Annotated in this window: 20 protein-coding genes; 3 read left to right on the forward strand and 17 right to left on the reverse strand. The window is 36.5% G+C overall.

From position 1 onward, the window contains the following. Position 1: 1 nt before the first annotated feature. From ACMW72_RS01130 to ACMW72_RS01150, 5 genes are all read right to left on the reverse strand, one after another. Positions 2–1000, reverse strand: coding sequence for a beta-ketoacyl-ACP synthase III (locus ACMW72_RS01130; protein WP_418366996.1), 999 nt, complete (start codon positions 998–1000; stop codon positions 2–4). 12 nt (positions 1001–1012) lie between these two features. Beyond that, positions 1013–2005, reverse strand: coding sequence for a phosphate acyltransferase PlsX (plsX, locus tag ACMW72_RS01135; RefSeq protein ID WP_418366997.1), 993 nt, complete (start codon positions 2003–2005; stop codon positions 1013–1015). Continuing rightward, positions 1989–2603 carry a transcription factor FapR gene (fapR, locus tag ACMW72_RS01140; RefSeq protein WP_418367374.1) on the reverse strand — a complete coding sequence of 205 codons (615 nt, stop codon included), beginning with the start codon at positions 2601–2603 and terminating at the stop codon, positions 1989–1991. Before fapR ends, plsX begins: the two co-directional genes overlap by 17 nt. A 110-nt stretch (positions 2604–2713) precedes the next feature. Next, on the reverse strand, positions 2714–2887 hold the full coding sequence (gene rpmF / locus ACMW72_RS01145) for a 50S ribosomal protein L32 (protein ID WP_418366998.1): 174 nt from the start codon (positions 2885–2887) through the stop codon (positions 2714–2716). Positions 2888–2940: 53 nt separating this feature from the next. Continuing rightward, positions 2941–3465 carry a YceD family protein gene (locus tag ACMW72_RS01150; RefSeq protein ID WP_418366999.1) on the reverse strand — a complete coding sequence of 175 codons (525 nt, stop codon included), beginning with the start codon at positions 3463–3465 and terminating at the stop codon, positions 2941–2943. Between the two features lie 102 nt (positions 3466–3567). Here ACMW72_RS01150 and ACMW72_RS01155 point away from each other — a divergent pair, with 102 nt between their 5' ends. Further along, positions 3568–4770, forward strand: a complete 1203-nt coding sequence (locus tag ACMW72_RS01155) for a nucleotidyltransferase (protein WP_418367000.1) — start codon at positions 3568–3570, stop codon at positions 4768–4770. Here the strand turns inward: ACMW72_RS01155 and ACMW72_RS01160 are convergent. Beyond that, a complete protein-coding gene (locus ACMW72_RS01160; RefSeq protein ID WP_418367001.1) occupies positions 4765–5877 on the reverse strand; it encodes a PDZ domain-containing protein in 1113 nt (370 codons plus the stop codon). The genes ACMW72_RS01155 and ACMW72_RS01160 overlap by 6 nt on opposite strands. Beyond that, positions 5870–6655, reverse strand: coding sequence for a patatin-like phospholipase family protein (locus tag ACMW72_RS01165; protein ID WP_418367002.1), 786 nt, complete (start codon positions 6653–6655; stop codon positions 5870–5872). Before ACMW72_RS01165 ends, ACMW72_RS01160 begins: the two co-directional genes overlap by 8 nt. Before the next feature lie 160 nt (positions 6656–6815). Between ACMW72_RS01165 and ylbJ the strand changes: the two genes are divergently transcribed. Then, the gene (gene ylbJ / locus ACMW72_RS01170) at positions 6816–8057 is read left to right on the forward strand and encodes a sporulation integral membrane protein YlbJ (protein WP_418367003.1); all 1242 of its coding nucleotides are present in this window, start codon (positions 6816–6818) and stop codon (positions 8055–8057) included. 42 nt (positions 8058–8099) lie between these two features. Here ylbJ and coaD read toward each other — a convergent pair whose 3' ends face one another. From coaD to ACMW72_RS01210, 8 genes are all read right to left on the reverse strand, one after another. After that, positions 8100–8594: a pantetheine-phosphate adenylyltransferase gene (gene coaD, locus ACMW72_RS01175; RefSeq protein ID WP_418367004.1), complete on the reverse strand. Its 495-nt coding sequence runs from the start codon at positions 8592–8594 to the stop codon at positions 8100–8102. A 17-nt stretch (positions 8595–8611) separates the two neighbouring features. Beyond that, on the reverse strand, positions 8612–9178 hold the full coding sequence (gene rsmD / locus ACMW72_RS01180; RefSeq protein WP_418367005.1) for a 16S rRNA (guanine(966)-N(2))-methyltransferase RsmD: 567 nt from the start codon (positions 9176–9178) through the stop codon (positions 8612–8614). A 343-nt stretch (positions 9179–9521) separates the two neighbouring features. After that, positions 9522–11594 carry an ATP-dependent DNA helicase RecG gene (recG, locus tag ACMW72_RS01185; protein WP_418367006.1) on the reverse strand — a complete coding sequence of 691 codons (2073 nt, stop codon included), beginning with the start codon at positions 11592–11594 and terminating at the stop codon, positions 9522–9524. 9 nt (positions 11595–11603) lie between these two features. Beyond that, positions 11604–12491: an L-serine ammonia-lyase, iron-sulfur-dependent, subunit alpha gene (gene sdaAA, locus ACMW72_RS01190; protein ID WP_418367007.1), complete on the reverse strand. Its 888-nt coding sequence runs from the start codon at positions 12489–12491 to the stop codon at positions 11604–11606. 19 nt (positions 12492–12510) lie between these two features. After that, the gene (gene sdaAB, locus ACMW72_RS01195) at positions 12511–13176 is read right to left on the reverse strand and encodes an L-serine ammonia-lyase, iron-sulfur-dependent subunit beta (RefSeq protein WP_418367008.1); all 666 of its coding nucleotides are present in this window, start codon (positions 13174–13176) and stop codon (positions 12511–12513) included. A 189-nt stretch (positions 13177–13365) separates the two neighbouring features. Beyond that, positions 13366–14220 carry a DegV family protein gene (locus ACMW72_RS01200; protein WP_418367009.1) on the reverse strand — a complete coding sequence of 285 codons (855 nt, stop codon included), beginning with the start codon at positions 14218–14220 and terminating at the stop codon, positions 13366–13368. Between the two features lie 17 nt (positions 14221–14237). Continuing rightward, positions 14238–15932: a DAK2 domain-containing protein gene (locus tag ACMW72_RS01205; protein WP_418367375.1), complete on the reverse strand. Its 1695-nt coding sequence runs from the start codon at positions 15930–15932 to the stop codon at positions 14238–14240. A gap of 54 nt (positions 15933–15986) precedes the next feature. After that, positions 15987–16349 carry an Asp23/Gls24 family envelope stress response protein gene (locus tag ACMW72_RS01210; protein WP_418367010.1) on the reverse strand — a complete coding sequence of 121 codons (363 nt, stop codon included), beginning with the start codon at positions 16347–16349 and terminating at the stop codon, positions 15987–15989. A 213-nt stretch (positions 16350–16562) separates the two neighbouring features. On the opposite strand from ACMW72_RS01210, the gene rpmB reads away from it, so the two are divergent. Further along, positions 16563–16751 carry a 50S ribosomal protein L28 gene (gene rpmB / locus ACMW72_RS01215; protein WP_418367011.1) on the forward strand — a complete coding sequence of 63 codons (189 nt, stop codon included), beginning with the start codon at positions 16563–16565 and terminating at the stop codon, positions 16749–16751. Between the two features lie 107 nt (positions 16752–16858). On the opposite strand, the gene spoVM is transcribed toward rpmB, so the two are convergent. Further along, positions 16859–16939: a stage V sporulation protein SpoVM gene (gene spoVM, locus ACMW72_RS01220; RefSeq protein WP_418367376.1), complete on the reverse strand. Its 81-nt coding sequence runs from the start codon at positions 16937–16939 to the stop codon at positions 16859–16861. Between the two features lie 136 nt (positions 16940–17075). Next, a complete protein-coding gene (locus tag ACMW72_RS01225; protein ID WP_418367012.1) occupies positions 17076–17723 on the reverse strand; it encodes a thiamine diphosphokinase in 648 nt (215 codons plus the stop codon). Positions 17724–17819 lie beyond the last annotated feature (96 nt).

Consider the following 17819-nt stretch of genomic DNA (forward strand, 5'->3'; position numbering starts at 1 on the left):
CTTATTCTTGACCATACCATTTTAAAAGTGCAGCACCCCAAGTTAAACCTGCACCAAAACCGACAAGGAGTACATGATCCCCTTTTTTGATTCGCTGCTCGCGAATAGCCTCATCTAAAGCAACAGGAATCGATGCAGAGGACATATTACCATATCGATCCAAATTCACAACAACCTTGCTTTCGTCTAATCCTAATCTTTCTCTCGCAAAATTGATAATACGCAGATTTGCTTGGTGAGGGACAAGAAAATCTACTTCTTCCTTTGTCATACCAGCCTTTTCAATCACGTTAAGCGATGCTTGCTCCATTGTTTTTACCGCAAATTTAAACACTTCTGAACCGGACATTTGGATAAAATGTAATCCTTGTTCAACGGTTTCACAAGAAGCAGGCATTCTTGAGCCGCCTGCAGGTAATTTTAACAAGTTTCCACCTGAACCGTCTGATCCTAATTCAAAGGATAAGAAACCATATCCTTCTTCCACTCTTCCTAAAACGGCAGCTCCAGCTCCATCGCCAAAAAGCACACAAGTATTTCTATCCTTCCAATCGGTGATTTTCGATAAAACTTCTACTCCGATAACCAATACATGTTGATAAGTTCCATTTTGGATAAATTGGGCTCCTGTAGCTAAAGCATACAAAAAGCCTGAACATGCCGCTGCTAAATCGAAAGCTGCAGCACGGGAAGCACCTAAACGATCTTGAAGGATATTTGCCGTCGATGGAAAAGCAGAATCAGGTGTAACGGTTGCAACAATGATCAAATCTAAATCTTCTGCACTTAGATTTGCACTTTCTAATGCTTTTTTTGCAGCTTCATACGCAAGATCAGAAGAAGCCTGTTCCTTTGCAGCAATTCTTCTTTCCTTAATTCCTGTTCTTGTTGAGATCCATTCATCACTTGTTTCTACCATTTTTTCAAGGTCAAAATTCGTTAATACTTTTTCAGGTACATATGCACCTGTTCCAATAATCCCTACAGAGTAATTCCCCATTTATTTTCCCTCCTATTTATCACATTCAACCGCATTTGCTATTTTTTCTAAAACCCCATTCACCAGAAATAATCGAGCCTGAAAAATTGCATTCATAATCGCTTTGGCATCTGAAGAACCATGAGCTTTAATAAATGCCCCATCTACTCCTAATAAAGGAGCTCCACCAATTTCTGTATAATCCATTTGTTTTTTGAGATTCTGCAAACTCGGCTTCAATAAAAGTGCAGCAAATTTCGTGATTGCATTTTTTGTAAACTCTTTTTTTAATACCCCAAAGATGGATTGAGCCAATCCTTCGGTTAATTTTAATAAGACGTTACCAGAAAAACCATCGGTGATGAGCACATCGCAAACACCATTTGGAACATCTCTTGCTTCTACATTCCCTACAAAATTAATTGGCATCTCCTTTAATAACGGATACGTCGATTTCATTAATTCATTTCCTTTGGTCTCTTCTGTTCCAACATTAAGAAGGCCAATACGTGGATTTTTGATCCCTAACACTTGTTCAACATAAATTTTTCCCATTTTCGTATATTGAACTAAATGTTCTGCTTTTGGATCCATATTTGCGCCTACATCTAAGACAAGTAAACTGTTTTCTCCCAGTGTTGGAAGAACAGGTGCTAAAGCTGGACGTTCAATACCAGGAATGCGCCCTGCAACAAGCAAACCTGCCGCCATAAATGCGCCAGTATTTCCTGCAGTAATCACTGCGTCCGCTTCTTTATTCTTGACCATTTGTGCAGCAACGACCAAGGAAGAATCTTTTTTTCTTCGAACGGCCCTTACAGGCTCATCTTCTGTTTTAATTACTTCTTCTGCATGGTGGATCGTGATATTGCTTGGAATTGGATCTTTTATATATTTTTTTATTTCTTCCGATCTACCTACTAGGATAATTTGTATATCGGAAAATTTATTTGCGGCTGCTATTGCCCCTTCAACTGTACTTTTTGGCGCCAAATCCCCACCCATTGCATCAAGTGCGATCTTCATGTTGTGCCTCCTGATTATTTGTAGATTTTTTTAATTCCTTTGATCGATAAACCAAGAATGTCCCTTTAAATACCGTTTCATTCCCAACCGTTGTCCTTACTTCGATTTCACTAAATTCATGATTCGATTGAGTGACTTTTGCTTTTGCAACTAAGCGCTCATGTAAATAAACCGGGCGCAAAAAACGAATATCAGCTTTTGCGGTTAAGGCAATTTCTTCATTAATTAAAGCCACAGCTAAAGAATTGGCTTGAGCAAATATGTAATGTCCTCTTGCAATTTTTGTTTTTTTGAACACTTGATCTTCTTTAACCTCTAAAATCGAAATACCATAATGATCTAATTCTAAGTCGATAACTTCACCGATCACTTCATCTAACTTTAATGATTTAATATGGTCAAAGTTTTTCGTGGCCATTGTTTTCATTCGTTCTCTAAGTTCTGGAATTCCTAATTCCATTCGATCTAAGCGAATCGTTTGAATGCTCACTTCAAACTTTTTTGCCAGTTCCTCATCGGTAATAAAAGGATTGGTTTCGATTGTATGTAAAAGAGCTGCTTGTCTCTTTTTTTTAGTTAACCGTGCGATGTTAACCACCACCTTAGTTTATCACCTATTTTTAGTATCAGGTACTAATAGTATAGTAAAAAAAAAAAGTTTGCGCAAGAAAAAAAGAGCAAGAACTATTGTTCCTGCTACTTTTTTACCTATTTACTGATCACTTCTCTTCCATTGTATGTGCCGCAGTTTTTACAAACACGGTGTGCTAATTTATACTCACCACATTGTGGGCACTTAACCATACCTGGTACAGATAATTTATAGTGAGTTCGACGCATATCACGACGAGTTTTTGAAGTTCTTCTAAATGGTACTGCCATGGATCCCACCTCCTTGATGTAATCTATAAATATTAATTTAGACAAAAACTAGTTTACTTCGAATCTTTATTTTGGTCAAACCATTTTGCAAGATCAGCTAAACGAGGATCGATTCTTGTTTTATCACAATTACATTGAAGTTCATTCAAATTCGTTCCACAAACTGGGCAAAGTCCTTTGCATTCTTCTTGGCAAACAGGTGCGTAAGGAATTTCTAATAATACGATTTCTTCCACAAGTGAAGTAAGATCAATTTCATCCGAAGTTAAACGATGGACATTCTCATTTTCTTGATCGAGATTGGTTTCAATCCTTTCTGGAATAAAGATTTCAGTAAAATCTACTTCAATATGATAATCAAAAGGTGCAAGACACCTTGAACATTGCAATACAGCTTTCGATTGAAGATGGCCTTTAACGGTGTAAAAACCGCCTGTCTCGTAAGCAACACCTGCCACTTTAACTGGTGAAATCTTTCTAAGTTCATCTACTTCTTTGACAAGATGACTAAGGTCCTCTTCATACTGAAAGCGCAGTTCTTCTTTTCTTCGATCAAGTTCCCATGTTTTGATTTCCAATGTTTTCACCTCATAAACAACAAGTGAATTATATCTTAAGAATGAAAAGTTTGTCAATCTCTGAATCTTTGTTATAATACCATCAAGATAGGAGGACAAATTATGACGATACTTGGATTAATCGTAGAATATAATCCTTTTCATAATGGACACTTATTCCATATTCAACAAGCAAAAAAAATCACAGAATCTAATGTTACTATTGCTGTCATGTCAGGTCCATTTGTACAACGTGGTGAACCGGCCATCATGGATAAATGGACAAGAACAAAAATGGCGCTTGAAAATGGCATTGATCTCATCATTGAGTTACCAGTGGTCTATGCAACCCAGTCAGCTGATTGGTTTGCTTTTGGGGCTATCTCCTTGTTAAATCATTTAAATGTGACTCATCTCGTTTTTGGCAGTGAATCCAATTTACTTGAGCGTTTGGATCACCTTGCAAATCTACTTTTACATGAACCCGTCCAATTTCAAACATTATTGAAAAAAAACCTATCATTAGGAAATTCTTACCCAAAAGCATTGGCTTTAACCTTACAACAATACCAAAGAGGTTTTGATGATTTTATCTTGCAACCTAATGATATCCTTGGACTCCAGTATCTCCTCCAAATAAAAAAACTGAATTCAAAGATCAAAGCTTTAACTATTAGGCGTAAGAATAGCCAGTACCATGATCAAACAATATCTGACAATACATTTGCTAGTGCTACGGCGATTCGTACAGCGATTCGAACTAACGATCATATTGAAAAAATTTTTTCATATGTTCCACCTACTACTTGGAACCTTTATAAAAACACCCTTAGACAAAATCGGTTTCAATCTTGGGAAAATTATTACCAAACACTGAAAATCTTGATTCTTAATCAAACAGTCGAGCAATTAAAACAAATTCATGGGATGGTTGAGGGCCTAGAGTCACGTTTAAGAGAAGGAATTTACCATGCTTCTTCTTTTCATGATTTCGTCTCCATCGTAAAAACAAAAAGGTATACCCAAGCGAAATTACAACGAATCTTCTTACACCTACTTCTTAATCTGACAAAAGATCGAGTTCAAAAAATGAATGTAGAAAAAGGTCCTCAATATGTACGACTTCTTGGGTTTAACCAAAAAGGAAGGGAATATTTAAATCAAATCAAACACCAATTGTCTATTCCGATGATTAGCAATCTCTCGAAAATACGAAGCCCAATGTTGGACTTTGACATTCAAGCTAGTCAAATTTATGAAACAGGCTTTGATGAACCAAACTTCAGATACAATGATTATAAGCAAAGACCAATTTTTTACTCATAGAACATTTTTGGTGCTTTTTTGGGAATCAGTTTTTGAAGTATCGTTTTTGTAAGGCAATTGTTTTAAAAATTGAAGCGCCTCATCTAAATTGGCGACGGGAACAATCATCATTGGCTTTGCTAATTTACGATTTTCGTTTTCTACCTCTTTTTGATTAGAATCGTTTGGCTCAATATCTTTAGGAACAAAAAAGATCTCAGCCCCTGCTTCTTTTGCAGCATGGACTTTTAGTTTCGCACCACCAATTTGCCCGACCTTTCCATCTGCGCGAATGGTTCCAGTCCCAGCAATTTGATAACCACGTGTTAAATCATCAGGAACAAGTTGATTGATGATTTCTAAAGTAAACATAAAGCCTGCTGAAGGCCCACCAATCTCATTGGTATGAAAGGATACCTTTCTTAATGGAATCACTTCTCGTTCCTCACTCGGATAAAATCCTAACCCTGCTCTTTGCTTCGTTCCCCCTTCTTTTGTTGAGAGTGAAACAAGGCTCACTTTCTTGGTTAAGGTTGATTGATTCCGTAAAAAGGTGATCGACATTTTATCCCCTGGCTTTTTGTTTCTTAATATTGCTAAAAAATCATCCAGTTTGTATGTTGGTTTTTGATCGACTTTTATAATCACATCGCCTACTTGGAAAATTTTCTCTGCTGGCATTCCCTTTATCATTCCTGCAACTAATATTCCTTTTTGTTTGATCTGAAAGGGAACATTGGCTTTTTGAAAAGCTGCGATCAACGCTTCCTCTTGCGATTGTTTCATAACAAGTAATTGTCGTTTCTCATATTCTTCCGGATCTTCATCTGGATTTAATATATAGTGTTTTGGAATATATTCAATATTTGGAAGGAACAGAGAATAAAGATAGTATCCTAGATTGCCTGGGTTCATACGGATCGTCGTCAACATAAAATCTCCTTTTTCTGAATAACCATTTTCTACTGAAATCACTCTTTTTAATTTTACAGCAATCCCTGGAGCGGCAATATAATAAGGAACTGGAATATAAAAAGATAAATAGGCAAAAACCATAAGAAGGAGGAATAGTAACTTAAGTCGTTTCATCTTAAAGACGAGTAGCTTTTTCTTCATCAGATTATTCATGTGAATCCTCCCATTTTTGGATTAAATTTTTAATTTTATCAATCGATTCATTAGCAACTCGGTAACCTTCTTCAATAATCTCTTGCACATTCGTAAATGAAATGGAACTAATGTGACCTACTTCAGGTCGAATGACATAATCGGCAGCGACAATTTGATGATAGAGATTTTGTCTTTCCATAATATCAATCGTTTGTGCAATGACATCAAAAATCGAGTTTACTTTCATCCTTGTATCATAGAGTCCAACATCAACGGCGATGACAAAGTCAGCCCCCATCTCTCGAACCACATGAACGGGAACGCGATCAATAACCCCCCCATCCACTAAAAGACGTCCATTTACCGTTTCTGGAACAAAGATTCCTGGTATAGAAATACTTGCACGAACCGCTTGATAAACTGGTCCTTTACGAAAAATCACTCGTTCACCTGTTTCGATATCAGTAGCAACTATAGCAATGGGAATCGCTAAATCTTCAATATTCTTTCCATGGGTAAGAATCCGGATAAGTTCTTTGATTTTTTCCCCTGTTACTAACCCCAATTTCGATACAGAAAAATCAACCCAATATTTTCGTTTCAAATGAATCGCTAATTTTTCTAACATATTCAAATCGTTTCCATTCGCATACAATGCGCCAACCAAACTTCCCATGCTACTTCCAGATATGTAATCAATAGGGATTTTTTGTTCTTCAAAAACACGTAAAACGCCAAGATGTGCTAATCCCCTTGCCCCTCCTGATCCAAGTGCTAAACCAATTTTTGGCCTCAATGCCACCACCTCGAATCCTTTTTAATTCAATGAATACCAAAACCAACCAACCTAAATTTCTATTCTTAAATATAGCTTATTGTTCTGATTTAGCAAACTTGTTCTAAACAGGACAATCATTACGTAAATATGTTTTTAGGAATAGGAATGGAGGCCGTATATGAAGAGAATAAAAAGCTCACATATCATTACTCTATTTGCTGGGGTGATAACCACTTTACTTGCAATTGCCATTATTAGCTTTCCTGATGCTGCTTTTAAAGCTTCTTTACAAGGGTTAAAAATTTGGTGGGAAATTATTTTTCCTGCCCTTTTACCATTTTTTATTACATCAGAGATTTTATTAGGCTTTGGTGTTGTTCATTTTATGGGTGAATTGCTGGAACCTTTGATGAAACCCTTATTTAATGTACCTGGAGTCGGCGCTTTTGTTTTAGCCATGGGATTTTCCTCAGGTTATCCAATGGGTGCTAAATTAACCACCCGTTTACGAGAACAAAAGATGGTTTCTCAGGTAGAAGGGGAAAGACTCGTCGCTTTTACGAGTACTTCTGATCCTCTCTTTATCTTTGGCGCGATTGCGGTTGGTTTTTTTCACCAAGCCGAGTTAGGAATCTTTCTTGCGATCGTACATTATGCTTCTAGTCTCATTGTTGGTTTTATCATGAGGTTCCACGAAATAAATAATCAACAATTCTCTTCGCGAAAATTTGAAATGTATAAGAAAGAAGACAATATTTTTATAAGAGCTTTTAAAGCCATGCATCAAGCAAGAATGGCAGATGGTAGGCAATTTGGCAAATTAATGGGAGATGCCGTCATGTCTTCTATTCAAACACTACTTATGATCGGTGGATTTATTATCGCTTTTTCCGTAGTATTATCTATTTTAACTCAAATTGAAGTAACAAGTTTTTTAATCAGTCTTTTACACCTAATTTTAACACCATTGGGAATTTCCCAAGATTTAGCTCAATCTATGATCTATGGTTTTTTTGAAGTTACATTAGGAGCAAAAAGTGTCAGCGAAGCAAGTATGAATATTCCGCTTATAGAAAAATTAGCCATCGTAAGCGCAATATCTGCTTGGAGCGGAATTTCTGTTCATGGACAAATCGCTGCTATTCTTCAAAAAACCGATATTCGTTTTAAACCTTTTTTTATTGCGCGAGTTTTCCATTCAATTCTTGCTTTTATCCTTAGTCTACTTCTTTATCAACCCTTTCAACTATCGGAAACAAAAAACGCGATACCAACATTTTTATATCACTTTTCCCAAGAAGTATCTTCATTTCATCTCATCTCTATTATTCATAGTATAGGGTATTACTTTTTGTGGATCATTACGACCTTACTTTTGCTTTCTTTAACCATTCACCTATTGAAGAAAAAGGACTACTGAAAAAAAGGAGCACCTACGACAATGTAGGTGCCTTTTCTTCTTTTAGAATGTAACCTTATAACCTGCGTATTTTTTGATTAACGCCTCTTCAACACAAGGAGGAACAAGATCACTTACACAGCCATGATGTCTAGCCACTTCTTTTACGATGCTCGAGCTTAAGAAAGAGTATTTATTATTCGTCATCATAAAGAAAGTTTCGATATTGGGATCAAGTTTTCGATTAATTGATGCCATTTGTAACTCATATTCAAAATCAGAAACGGCACGTAATCCTTTAATAATTGTATTTGCATTTTTCTTTTTCATATAATCGACAAGTAAACCGCTAAAACTATCAATTTCAACTTGAGGAATATGTTTGGTAGCCTGGCGAATGAGTTCTATCCTTTCTTCTACCGTAAACAAAGGATTCTTATTGGGGTTGATTAAGACTGCCACCGTAACCTTATCAAATATTTTTACCCCTCTTTGGATGATATCCAAATGTCCATATGTAATCGGATCAAAACTTCCTGGATAGACTGCATGTATCATTATTAACCTCCATCCATTTATTTATTCAAATTATAACGAAAAATCGTAATTCCAATATCTCCATAAGTAACATCTTTTACCTGTTCTAATTCCTCTATTTGATCTATATTTTGAAACTTGTATTTTGTATCATGTTCAGTAACAATAATCGCTTGATCATTTAAAAGCCGATGCTCTGTTAAAAAAAGGAGAATCTCCTCTAATATTTTCATTCGATATGGTGGATCTAAAAAAACCAAATCAAATGTGACTTCTCGCTTTTGTAATTTTTTCAAAGCACGCATTGCATCATTGTGATAAATTTCTACCCGATCTATAAGATTGGTAGTAGCAACGTTTTTACGAATGGTTTCAATACTTTGTTTGCTGTGATCAATGAATATACCATATTCCATTCCGCGACTTAAAGCTTCAATTGCTAATCCTCCCGTACCAGCAAATAGATCTAAAACAATACCGCCATCAAAATATGGTCCAATTATATTAAAGATCGATTCTTTAACTTTGTCTGTCGTTGGTCTTGTACTTTTCCCAGGAACTGCTTTTAAAGTTCTACCTTTAGCACTACCAGCAATCACTCTCACGATTGGTTCACCCTTAGTTAAAAATGCATACTTTATAGTAGCACAAATCCATTCAATGGTAAATTATCGCAAAAATCTCAATTTTCTTATTTTATCTTATCAAAAGTTTGCGAAAATGAAAAGGAAGCAAATGCTCCCTTAAAAATTTTTTATCAACATGTATATTTTTAAAAATATTAGGAAAGGATATATAACAGCAATACCCAAGGTATTGCTGATAACCGCGGAGAAGACTTACGTTTCCCCATAAGCTCTTCCTCCGGTTTCTCCTCTCCCATTTTTCTGTTAATGCACAGTAATGTGCATTGACCCCACAGGGAAATGCCCTGTGGGAATTTTTTTATTATCCTTCAATCACTTGTTGTAAAAAAACTCCCGTTCGTTCTAATTCGAATTTTAAATGTCTCCATTTAGGATCAGACCAGAATTCTTCCCCATGAATTAAGATTTCAGCATCTTTTTTTGCCGCTTCTAACGTTCGATAATCCTGAATAAGATCGGCTAGTTTGAAATCAGGTAACCCACTTTGCTTCACACCAAAAAAATCACCAGGTCCACGTAATTCTAAATCTCTTCTCGAGATCTCAAATCCATCATTGGTCTGTTCCATAATTCGCATTCTTTCTTTCCCTGTCTCTGACTTAGGATCTGCCACAAGAATACAGTAAGATTGGTGTTCACCACGCCCAACTCGCCCTCTTAATTGATGAAGTTGAGCTAAACCAAATCGATCCGCATCATAGATCACGATGATCGTAGCATTGGGAACGTTGACTCCGACTTCGACCACAGTCGTTGAAACTAAGATTTGAACCTCATTCTTTAAAAATCGATTCATAACCTCATCTTTTTCTTTTGGTTTCAATCGCCCATGCATAAGTCCTATTTTAAAGTTTGGGAAAAATTCACAGAGTTGCTGATAAATATCAATAGCATTTTGGACATCTAACTTATCTGATTCTTCAATTAAAGGAGCAATGACATAAGCTTGTCTACCTTTTCGAACTTGTTGTTCGACAAAGGCTAATACTTTTGCAAATTGTTTTGGCCTAACCCAATGGGTTTCTACTTTTTTTCGACCTGCAGGATATTCATCGATGATCGAAACATCCATATCTCCAAAAGCTGTGATCGCTAACGTCCTTGGGATCGGAGTAGCGGTCATATAAAGAACATCTGGACTGAAATTATCGCTTTTCCGCCGAAGAAGAGCTCTTTGTTCTACACCAAAACGATGCTGTTCATCGGTAATCACTAACCCTAAACGCTTAAAGTAAACATCTTCTTGTATTAATGCGTGGGTACCTACGACAACATCTGTAAGTCCCATTTGTAACCGACCAATTACTGCTTTACGATTTTTTTCCGTAAGACTCCCTGTTAATACTTCAACTTGAATGGGGGTATTCGCAAATAATTTTTTTAAAGATTCCATATGCTGTTCTGCCAAAATTTCCGTAGGAACCATTAAGGCACCCTGATATCCGCTTAAATAATTAGCATATAATGCTGCAGCAGCAACAACTGTTTTGCCTGAACCTACATCTCCTTGTAAAAGTCGATTCATTGCATAACTTTGTTCCATGTCTCCTAAAATTTCTTTAATGACCCGTTTTTGGGCATTTGTTAAGGAAAAAGGCAACGAATGAATAAAGGATTTCACCTTGTCAACATCGATTTTTCTTTTTATTCCCGGCCAATTTTGTCGGTTCAGTTTTTTTAATAACTGAATTTTCATTTGATAAAAAAGCAACTCATCATAAACGAGTCTCCGCCTTGCCAATTTTCCATCCCGATGATCATGGGGAAAATGAATTGCGCGAATCGACTCTTTTAACGTATATAATTTATATTTGTCAATCACTTCTTTTGGCAAATAATCCTCGATCGCATAATAGTACTGGCGAATTGCTTGCTCCATGATTTTACGAAAATTTGCTTGGGTTAGTCCTAAATCGGCTGGAAGAGAATACACAGGAATAAGATGTCCCTTTTTTGTGGTTTTAACAGTATCAAGGAATTCGTATTCAGAAACGGTGATCTGCAATCGATATTTGTCCCATTTTCCCGTAAGGAGTATTGGTCGCCCTTTTTGTAATTGATTTTTTAAAAAAGCTCGATTGAACCAAGTGGCTGTAACTATAAAATGATCAATCACTACTTTTACCGAGATCAGATCTCGATTTTTTGATAGACGTTTGGTCGCAGGGTGACCATATATCGTACCTTCCACCGTCACTTTCTCTCCATGAAGGGCAGTGGCCAAATCTTTGATCTGATAATCTTCATAACGATACGGAAAATAAAAGAGGAGATCGCGAATCGATTGAATCCCCATTTCCTGAAATTGACGTACTCTTTTCTCGCCAATCCCTTTTACACCAACCAGGCTTTGGTCTAAGACACTAAATCCCATAAGCCTTTTTCATTCGTGTAATGGTTGACCAAAAATTTTTACTTCTATTTTTTTCGCTGTTGGTGTAGCTGCTAAACCGCCTAAGGCCGTTTCTTTTAAGGGCATTGGCATTGCACATCCAATACGGTACATCGTTTCAATCACCTCATCAGGTGGAATGATGCTTTTGATTCCTGCTAAAGCCATATCTGCTGCAATCATTGCATTTGCAGCTCCCATTCCATTTCTCTTTACACATGGAACTTCCACAAGTCCTGCCACAGGATCACATGTTAATCCTAACATATTTTTTAATGCAATGCCTAATGCATTTGCTGCTTGAGTTGGTGTACCACCAGCCATTTCAACAATTGCTGCAGCAGCCATAGCTGTCGCTGATCCAATCTCAGCTTGACATCCTCCTGCGGCTCCCGAAATGAAGGCATTATTGGCAATGACTAAACCAATGGCACCTGCAGTAAATAACGCATGCACCATATCATCCTCAGTAGAATTTAATTTTTTTGCCGTCGCAAAGATTGTTCCCGGTAAAATACCAACGGATCCAGCTGTTGGGGTTGCAACAATTGTTCCCATGGAAGCGTTTACTTCAGATGTAGCAACAGCCATACTTACTCCTTCTAAAATAGTTCTCCCAGATAAAAAAGAGCCATTTTCCAAATACTTTGCTAGTTTTTTCCCATCTCCGCCACTTAAACCACTTCTTGATCTGATCTCTTCTTGTAAGCCTTTTTCAATTGCCACTTTCATTACATGTAGATTATTTCTCATTTGTTCAAATATTTCTTCTCTAGTTCTTCCATACTGTTCCATTTCTGACTCGATCATGATCTCAGAAATTTTCTTTCCTTGTATTTCCGCTAGCTCTACAAGGTGTTCAATGGATGTGAATTTCATCTTGCCTTTTCCTCCACTATTATGATGTTTTTAAGAGCGCAACTTGTCTTACGGCATTTAATAACTCCAATTCTTTCAGAACGTCTTGTGTAATTGGTTGATCGGTTTCAATCACCATTAAAGCAAGGGATCCCTTTTCTTTTCTCGCAACTTCCATATAACCAATATTAATCTTAAATTTACTTAAGGTTGTAGAAACAGATGCAATTACGCCATACCGATCTTCATGGAAAACGATTAATAAAGGTTGATTTCCTGATACCTTGATCTTAAACCCTTGAATTTCAACGATTTCTATTTTCCCTCCACCAATTGATACGCCAACAATCTCTAATGTTCCTTTCTCGTCTTCTAAATAGATTCGAGCCGTATTGGGGTGTTCACTTTGTTCATTTGAGGGAATAAATTGAATTTCAATTCCTAGATCCTTTGCAATAACAAGGGAATCGACAATCCGATTATCATAAGTATCAAAACCTAGAATTCCACCAACAATAGCTACATCTGTACCATGGCCTTTATAAGTTTTTGTAAATGAACCATAAAGAGTAATCACTGCTTTTTTTGGCTGTCTCCCAAAGAGAGACAAAGCTGCTTTTCCAATCCTTGCCGCTCCTGCCGTGTGGGAGCTTGATGGCCCAATCATCACTGGACCAATAATATCAAACACCGATTGATATTTCATATTTCTCCTCCAACCATGTTGCTTTAATTGAATCCTATCCAAATTCTCTCAAATTCACTTTTTTTTTGCAATATGAAAGTTGATGTGTTTGTCGAGAAAAGGATATGGTAATAATGCCATTGATAAAATTCACGTCAAGATTGAATAAAAATAAAACCCCCCACTAAAAGTGGAGGTTTAACTTTGAATCTACACCGTATACATCATGATTGCCAGTGTTCCTGGCCCAACATGCGTTCCAATGACAGGTCCAATATCGGTCATAACAAATTCAACAATATCCATTTTTTCTCGAAGCAATTGTTCGAAATTCTTCGCCTCTTCTAGATTCGCAGCATGAGAAATTCCTGCGATTACCTTTTTATCTTTTGTATAATCCGTAAGATAACCAAGAATCTTGGAAAACGCTTTTTTCTGACCTCGTACCTTGTCAACCGCAAATACTTCGCCTTGTTCATTTAACGATAGAATGGGCTTAATATTTAATAATGTACCAAATAAAGACGCAGCTTTACCTATTCTTCCGCCTTTATGAAGATAGGTTAACGTATCAACTAAGAAATAGACTTGAGTTCGTTCAATTAAATCATTTGTTAAGTAAAGAGCTTCTTCAAAACTCTTTCCTTCTCTAAGCGCTTTTGCAACTCCAACCACGATGATTCCAATGGAATAGGAAGCTTTCTTGGAATCGAAAACATGTACGTCAATCCCTAGATCTTTTACCATCTCTTTTGCTAAAAGCGCAGATTGAACGGTACCACTTAAAGCAGCAGATAAATGAATTGAAATTATTTTTGCCGGTTTACCGTCAGCTAATTTTTTATAAGTTTCAACAAAATCCATTGGTGATGGTTGGGATGTAGTAGGAAGCTCATCAGAACTTTGCAACTTCTGATAAAATTGTTCCGCCGTTATTGTTTCTCCATCTAAATAAGTCTCATTAGAAAAATGCACTTTTAACGGCACAACAGTGATCCCTAATTGTTTGGCAAGTTCCTTAGGAATATCTGCTGTACTATCTGTTACAACAAAAATCGGTTCCATTCAGTCACCTCATCTTTTTATTCAATTGAAAAAATAAAATAATAAAGCGGTTGACCGCCATTATGAACTTCAATTTCAAGTTCAGGATATTGTTCAAGAATTTTTTCTTTTAAAACTTTCACTTGATCTTCTTTCACATCCTCACCAAAAATGATTGTTAATACTTCTTCTTCATCAATCATTTTGGTAAGCAGAGTAAATGCTGCATCAATCATGTCATCTGATGTCGCCACAATCTTACCTTCGAAAATACCAAGGTAATTTCCTTTCTTGATTTCAAGACCATCATATTTTGAATCACGTACTGCATAGGTAACTTGACCTGATTTAACACTTTTTAATGCTTCTGTCATGATTTCTTTATTTTCTTCTATCGTTAAATCTGGATTAAAAGCTAATAAAGAAGCCATTCCTTGTGGAAGCGTTTTTGAAGGGATGACAGCTACAGGTTGATCGATAAATTCTTGAGCTTGTTCAGCAGCTAAAATGATATTGCTATTATTGGGTAAAACAATGTAATTTTCAGCATTGATTTCTTTTATTGCATTCACAATATCTTGAGTACTTGGATTCATCGTTTGGCCACCAGAAATAACCACATCAACACCTAAACTTTTAAAAATAGCAGCTATTCCCTCTCCCATAGCGACAGCAATAATACTATATGGTTGTTTCTCTTTTTGTTCATTAGGGCTTGGATTAACATCCCCGTTTGTATCGTTCATATTTGTAACCTGGCTTAAATCGGTATGATAATTTCCTTCGCCTAAGAGGATATGACTGTGTTGTTCACGCATATTATCAATCTTAATCTTATGCAGACTACCATATTTCATTGCATAATTAAGAACATCTCCAGGGTATTCTGTATGGATATGAACCTTAACCATTTCATCATCAGATACCACTAATAATGAATCTCCAAATTGGGATATTTCCTTACGAAACTCTTGTTCGTTAAAAGAACCCTTTTGAAGAATCTCATCTTTTAGTCTAATCATAAATTCTGTACAGTATCCAAACTTGATATCCTCTGTCGATAATTGAGCTTGTACAGGCATATGCTCATGTGCCAAGTCACTTAATGAACGCTGTATTTCAATTGTTGGCTTTGTTTCTTGAATAACGATTTTTTCTCCTTTAAGAGCAGCCAAAAATCCTTCATAGATATAAAGAAGGCCTTGTCCACCTGCATCAACGACACCTACTTGTTTTAATATTGGTAATAGATCAGGTGTTTTTGCCAAAGCTTGTTTCCCTTTATTTAAAATGGCTTCCATCACTTTTATTAGATCTTTTTCTCTACGAGAAACTTTAACCGCTTCATTTGCTACTTCACGGGAAACCGTTAAAATGGTCCCCTCTACTGGTTTCATTACTGCCTTGTAAGCAGTGTCAACACCTTGTTTTAAGGCTTCAGCAAATTGTTTGCTATCAATAGATTCATAGGAGCTAACATACTTAGAAAAACCACGGAACAATTGGGAAAGAATTACCCCTGAGTTTCCTCTTGCTCCCATTAATAGTCCCTTTGCTAACGCATCTGCAGCTTGCCCTATATGATCAGTCGTTCTTTTTTTCAGTTCATTTACCCCTGATGTTAATGACAAATCCATATTGGTTCCTGTATCTCCATCTGGTACAGGGAAAACATTTAGAGCATTAACATCTTTCACATGCTGATTTAAGCTTTGGGCCCCTGCAAGAACCATTTGCGTAAATAATTTTCCATCAATCTTTTGATTGTTCACTAAAAATCCTCCTTATTACGCTTGGGTTACGCGGACGCCTTGTACGATAACATTGACTCTTGATACTTTTACACCCATCATCGTATCTAAAGTATAAATGACCTTTTGTTGTACATTATGTGCCACTTCCGAAATCTTCGTACCGTAACTAACAATAATATACATATCAATAATCACTTCATCATCTTCACTTCGTACTTCTATTCCTCGACCTAAATTTTCTCTTCCTAATAACTCTGCAATCCCATCTTTTAATTGCTTTCTAGAAGCCATTCCAACCAAACCAAAGACTTCCATTGCACTTATTCCCGCAATAGTAGCGATTGCATCATCCGAAATCGTGACTTTACCTAATTCGGTCGTTACTTCGATTGCCATTGTTTTACCCCCTCAGAAATAATTTGGCTTTGGGCTAATCTATATTTTACTATAAAGAATATGAGATTAAAAGTTTTAGATTCTCACAGGGAAGCGAAAATTCCTAACTTGAAATATTATAAACCTCATGCTAAAATACACAAGTATGTGACATAATGAATTCCTAAATCTAGGATGTACTTTTAAGATGTTGTTTATTAAGGGGGTGTACACATGTCACGTAAATGCTATGTAACTGGTAAAAAAGGACATACAGGAAATGCTGTAAGTCACTCCAACCGTAAAACCAAACGCAAGTGGGGCGTAAATGTACAAAAAGTTCGTATTCTCGTTGATGGAAAACCAAAACGCGTATATGTAAGCACTCGAGCACTAAAATCTGGAAAAGTAAAACGCGTTTAATTTAAGAGCACCATGATTTTGGTGCTTTTTATCATTCTTACATATATACGTAAAAAGGCTTCATTTCTCACCAATTTTTTGGAGTGAGTGAAGCCTTTTAAATTTCTTTATTTTTTTTGAAACATAGCCAAAACAGCTTTTACAATTCCTCCTAAAAATTTTGGAAGTTTAATGGTATAAAATCTCACCCCTACCCCTCCTTCGATCCTAGGTTAGTCGCCATGACTAAAAGAATAAAACCCCATAAGTTCTTTATTACAGTATATTCATTAGTCCTATAAAAATGTTCATAAAAAAATTGCGAATAGGAATATCGTTTCCAAGTTAATCTTTACTTTCGATGACAAGTAAAATTCCTTTCTCTATCAAAATCGTACCTTTTTCATCGACTAACTCATTGCTTATACCATAGGGTTGTCCAACTTCCATCGAAGCCTGAGAGAGAGGGTATTTAAAACCTTGAATTGAAATTCCTTCCACTTTCTCTGTAAAAGGAAGTAACGAGATGTATTTGTACTCCCCTTTTTGCACATAAAGGGTTTTGTCTGGTAAGACTAGCCGAATCCGATTATTGGTGCCATAAATCTGACTTGGTATGTGCTGTCTTTCTCCTAGCAAAAGAACGTGAATATTCGCTAAGACATGGTCTAAACGAGTCCCAATCGCCCCAATGATTGTAATCGATTTTGGCTGCAACGAAATAGCAAAACGAACTGCAAGTTCGGTATCTGTTTCATCTTTCTCTGAAGGAAATCGATAGATTTTATCTCCGTATTTCTCCTTGATTGCCTCTAAAAAAGAGGAATTTGCCGAGTCAAAATCCCCAACGATATAATGAGGCGAAAGACCATGTTCAATTAACCACTCTGCTCCCCTGTCGACACCAATGATCAAATCATCCTCTTTAATCATGGACACCAATCGTTCCGTTAAGATTCCACCAGAAACGATAAAAATGTCTTTTTTTTCCATTCTCTTCTTCCCCTTATCAACATATTTTATACCCTATTATAGCAATTCAGAGAAACAAAAAAAGAGTAAGAGTAAATTACTCCTCTTACTCGACTT

Origin of the sequence: Tepidibacillus sp. LV47, from assembly GCF_048381575.1 — a bacterium.
Taxonomy (GTDB): Bacteria; Bacillota; Bacilli; order Tepidibacillales; family Tepidibacillaceae; genus Tepidibacillus.

Excerpts from the sequence above, each read along its gene's own strand:
- ACMW72_RS01130 (WP_418366996.1), bottom strand. The coding sequence starts at position 1,000 with ATGGGGAATTACTCTGTAGGGATTATTGGAACAGGTGCATATGTACCT.
- rpmF (WP_418366998.1), bottom strand. The coding sequence starts at position 2,887 with ATGGCAGTACCATTTAGAAGAACTTCAAAAACTCGTCGTGATATGCGT.
- ACMW72_RS01160 (WP_418367001.1), bottom strand. The coding sequence starts at position 5,877 with ATGAATAATCTGATGAAGAAAAAGCTACTCGTCTTTAAGATGAAACGA.
- rpmB (WP_418367011.1), top strand. The coding sequence starts at position 16,563 with ATGTCACGTAAATGCTATGTAACTGGTAAAAAAGGACATACAGGAAAT.
- coaD (WP_418367004.1), bottom strand. The coding sequence starts at position 8,594 with ATGATACATGCAGTCTATCCAGGAAGTTTTGATCCGATTACATATGGA.
- ACMW72_RS01200 (WP_418367009.1), bottom strand. The coding sequence starts at position 14,220 with ATGGAACCGATTTTTGTTGTAACAGATAGTACAGCAGATATTCCTAAG.
- ACMW72_RS01205 (WP_418367375.1), bottom strand. The coding sequence starts at position 15,932 with ATGGTTCTTGCAGGGGCCCAAAGCTTAAATCAGCATGTGAAAGATGTT.
- sdaAB (WP_418367008.1), bottom strand. The coding sequence starts at position 13,176 with ATGAAATATCAATCGGTGTTTGATATTATTGGTCCAGTGATGATTGGG.
- ACMW72_RS01155 (WP_418367000.1), top strand. The coding sequence starts at position 3,568 with ATGACGATACTTGGATTAATCGTAGAATATAATCCTTTTCATAATGGA.
- ACMW72_RS01225 (WP_418367012.1), bottom strand. The coding sequence starts at position 17,723 with ATGGAAAAAAAAGACATTTTTATCGTTTCTGGTGGAATCTTAACGGAA.
- sdaAA (WP_418367007.1), bottom strand. The coding sequence starts at position 12,491 with ATGAAATTCACATCCATTGAACACCTTGTAGAGCTAGCGGAAATACAA.
- ACMW72_RS01210 (WP_418367010.1), bottom strand. The coding sequence starts at position 16,349 with ATGGCAATCGAAGTAACGACCGAATTAGGTAAAGTCACGATTTCGGAT.
- ylbJ (WP_418367003.1), top strand. The coding sequence starts at position 6,816 with ATGAAGAGAATAAAAAGCTCACATATCATTACTCTATTTGCTGGGGTG.
- recG (WP_418367006.1), bottom strand. The coding sequence starts at position 11,594 with ATGGGATTTAGTGTCTTAGACCAAAGCCTGGTTGGTGTAAAAGGGATT.
- plsX (WP_418366997.1), bottom strand. The coding sequence starts at position 2,005 with ATGAAGATCGCACTTGATGCAATGGGTGGGGATTTGGCGCCAAAAAGT.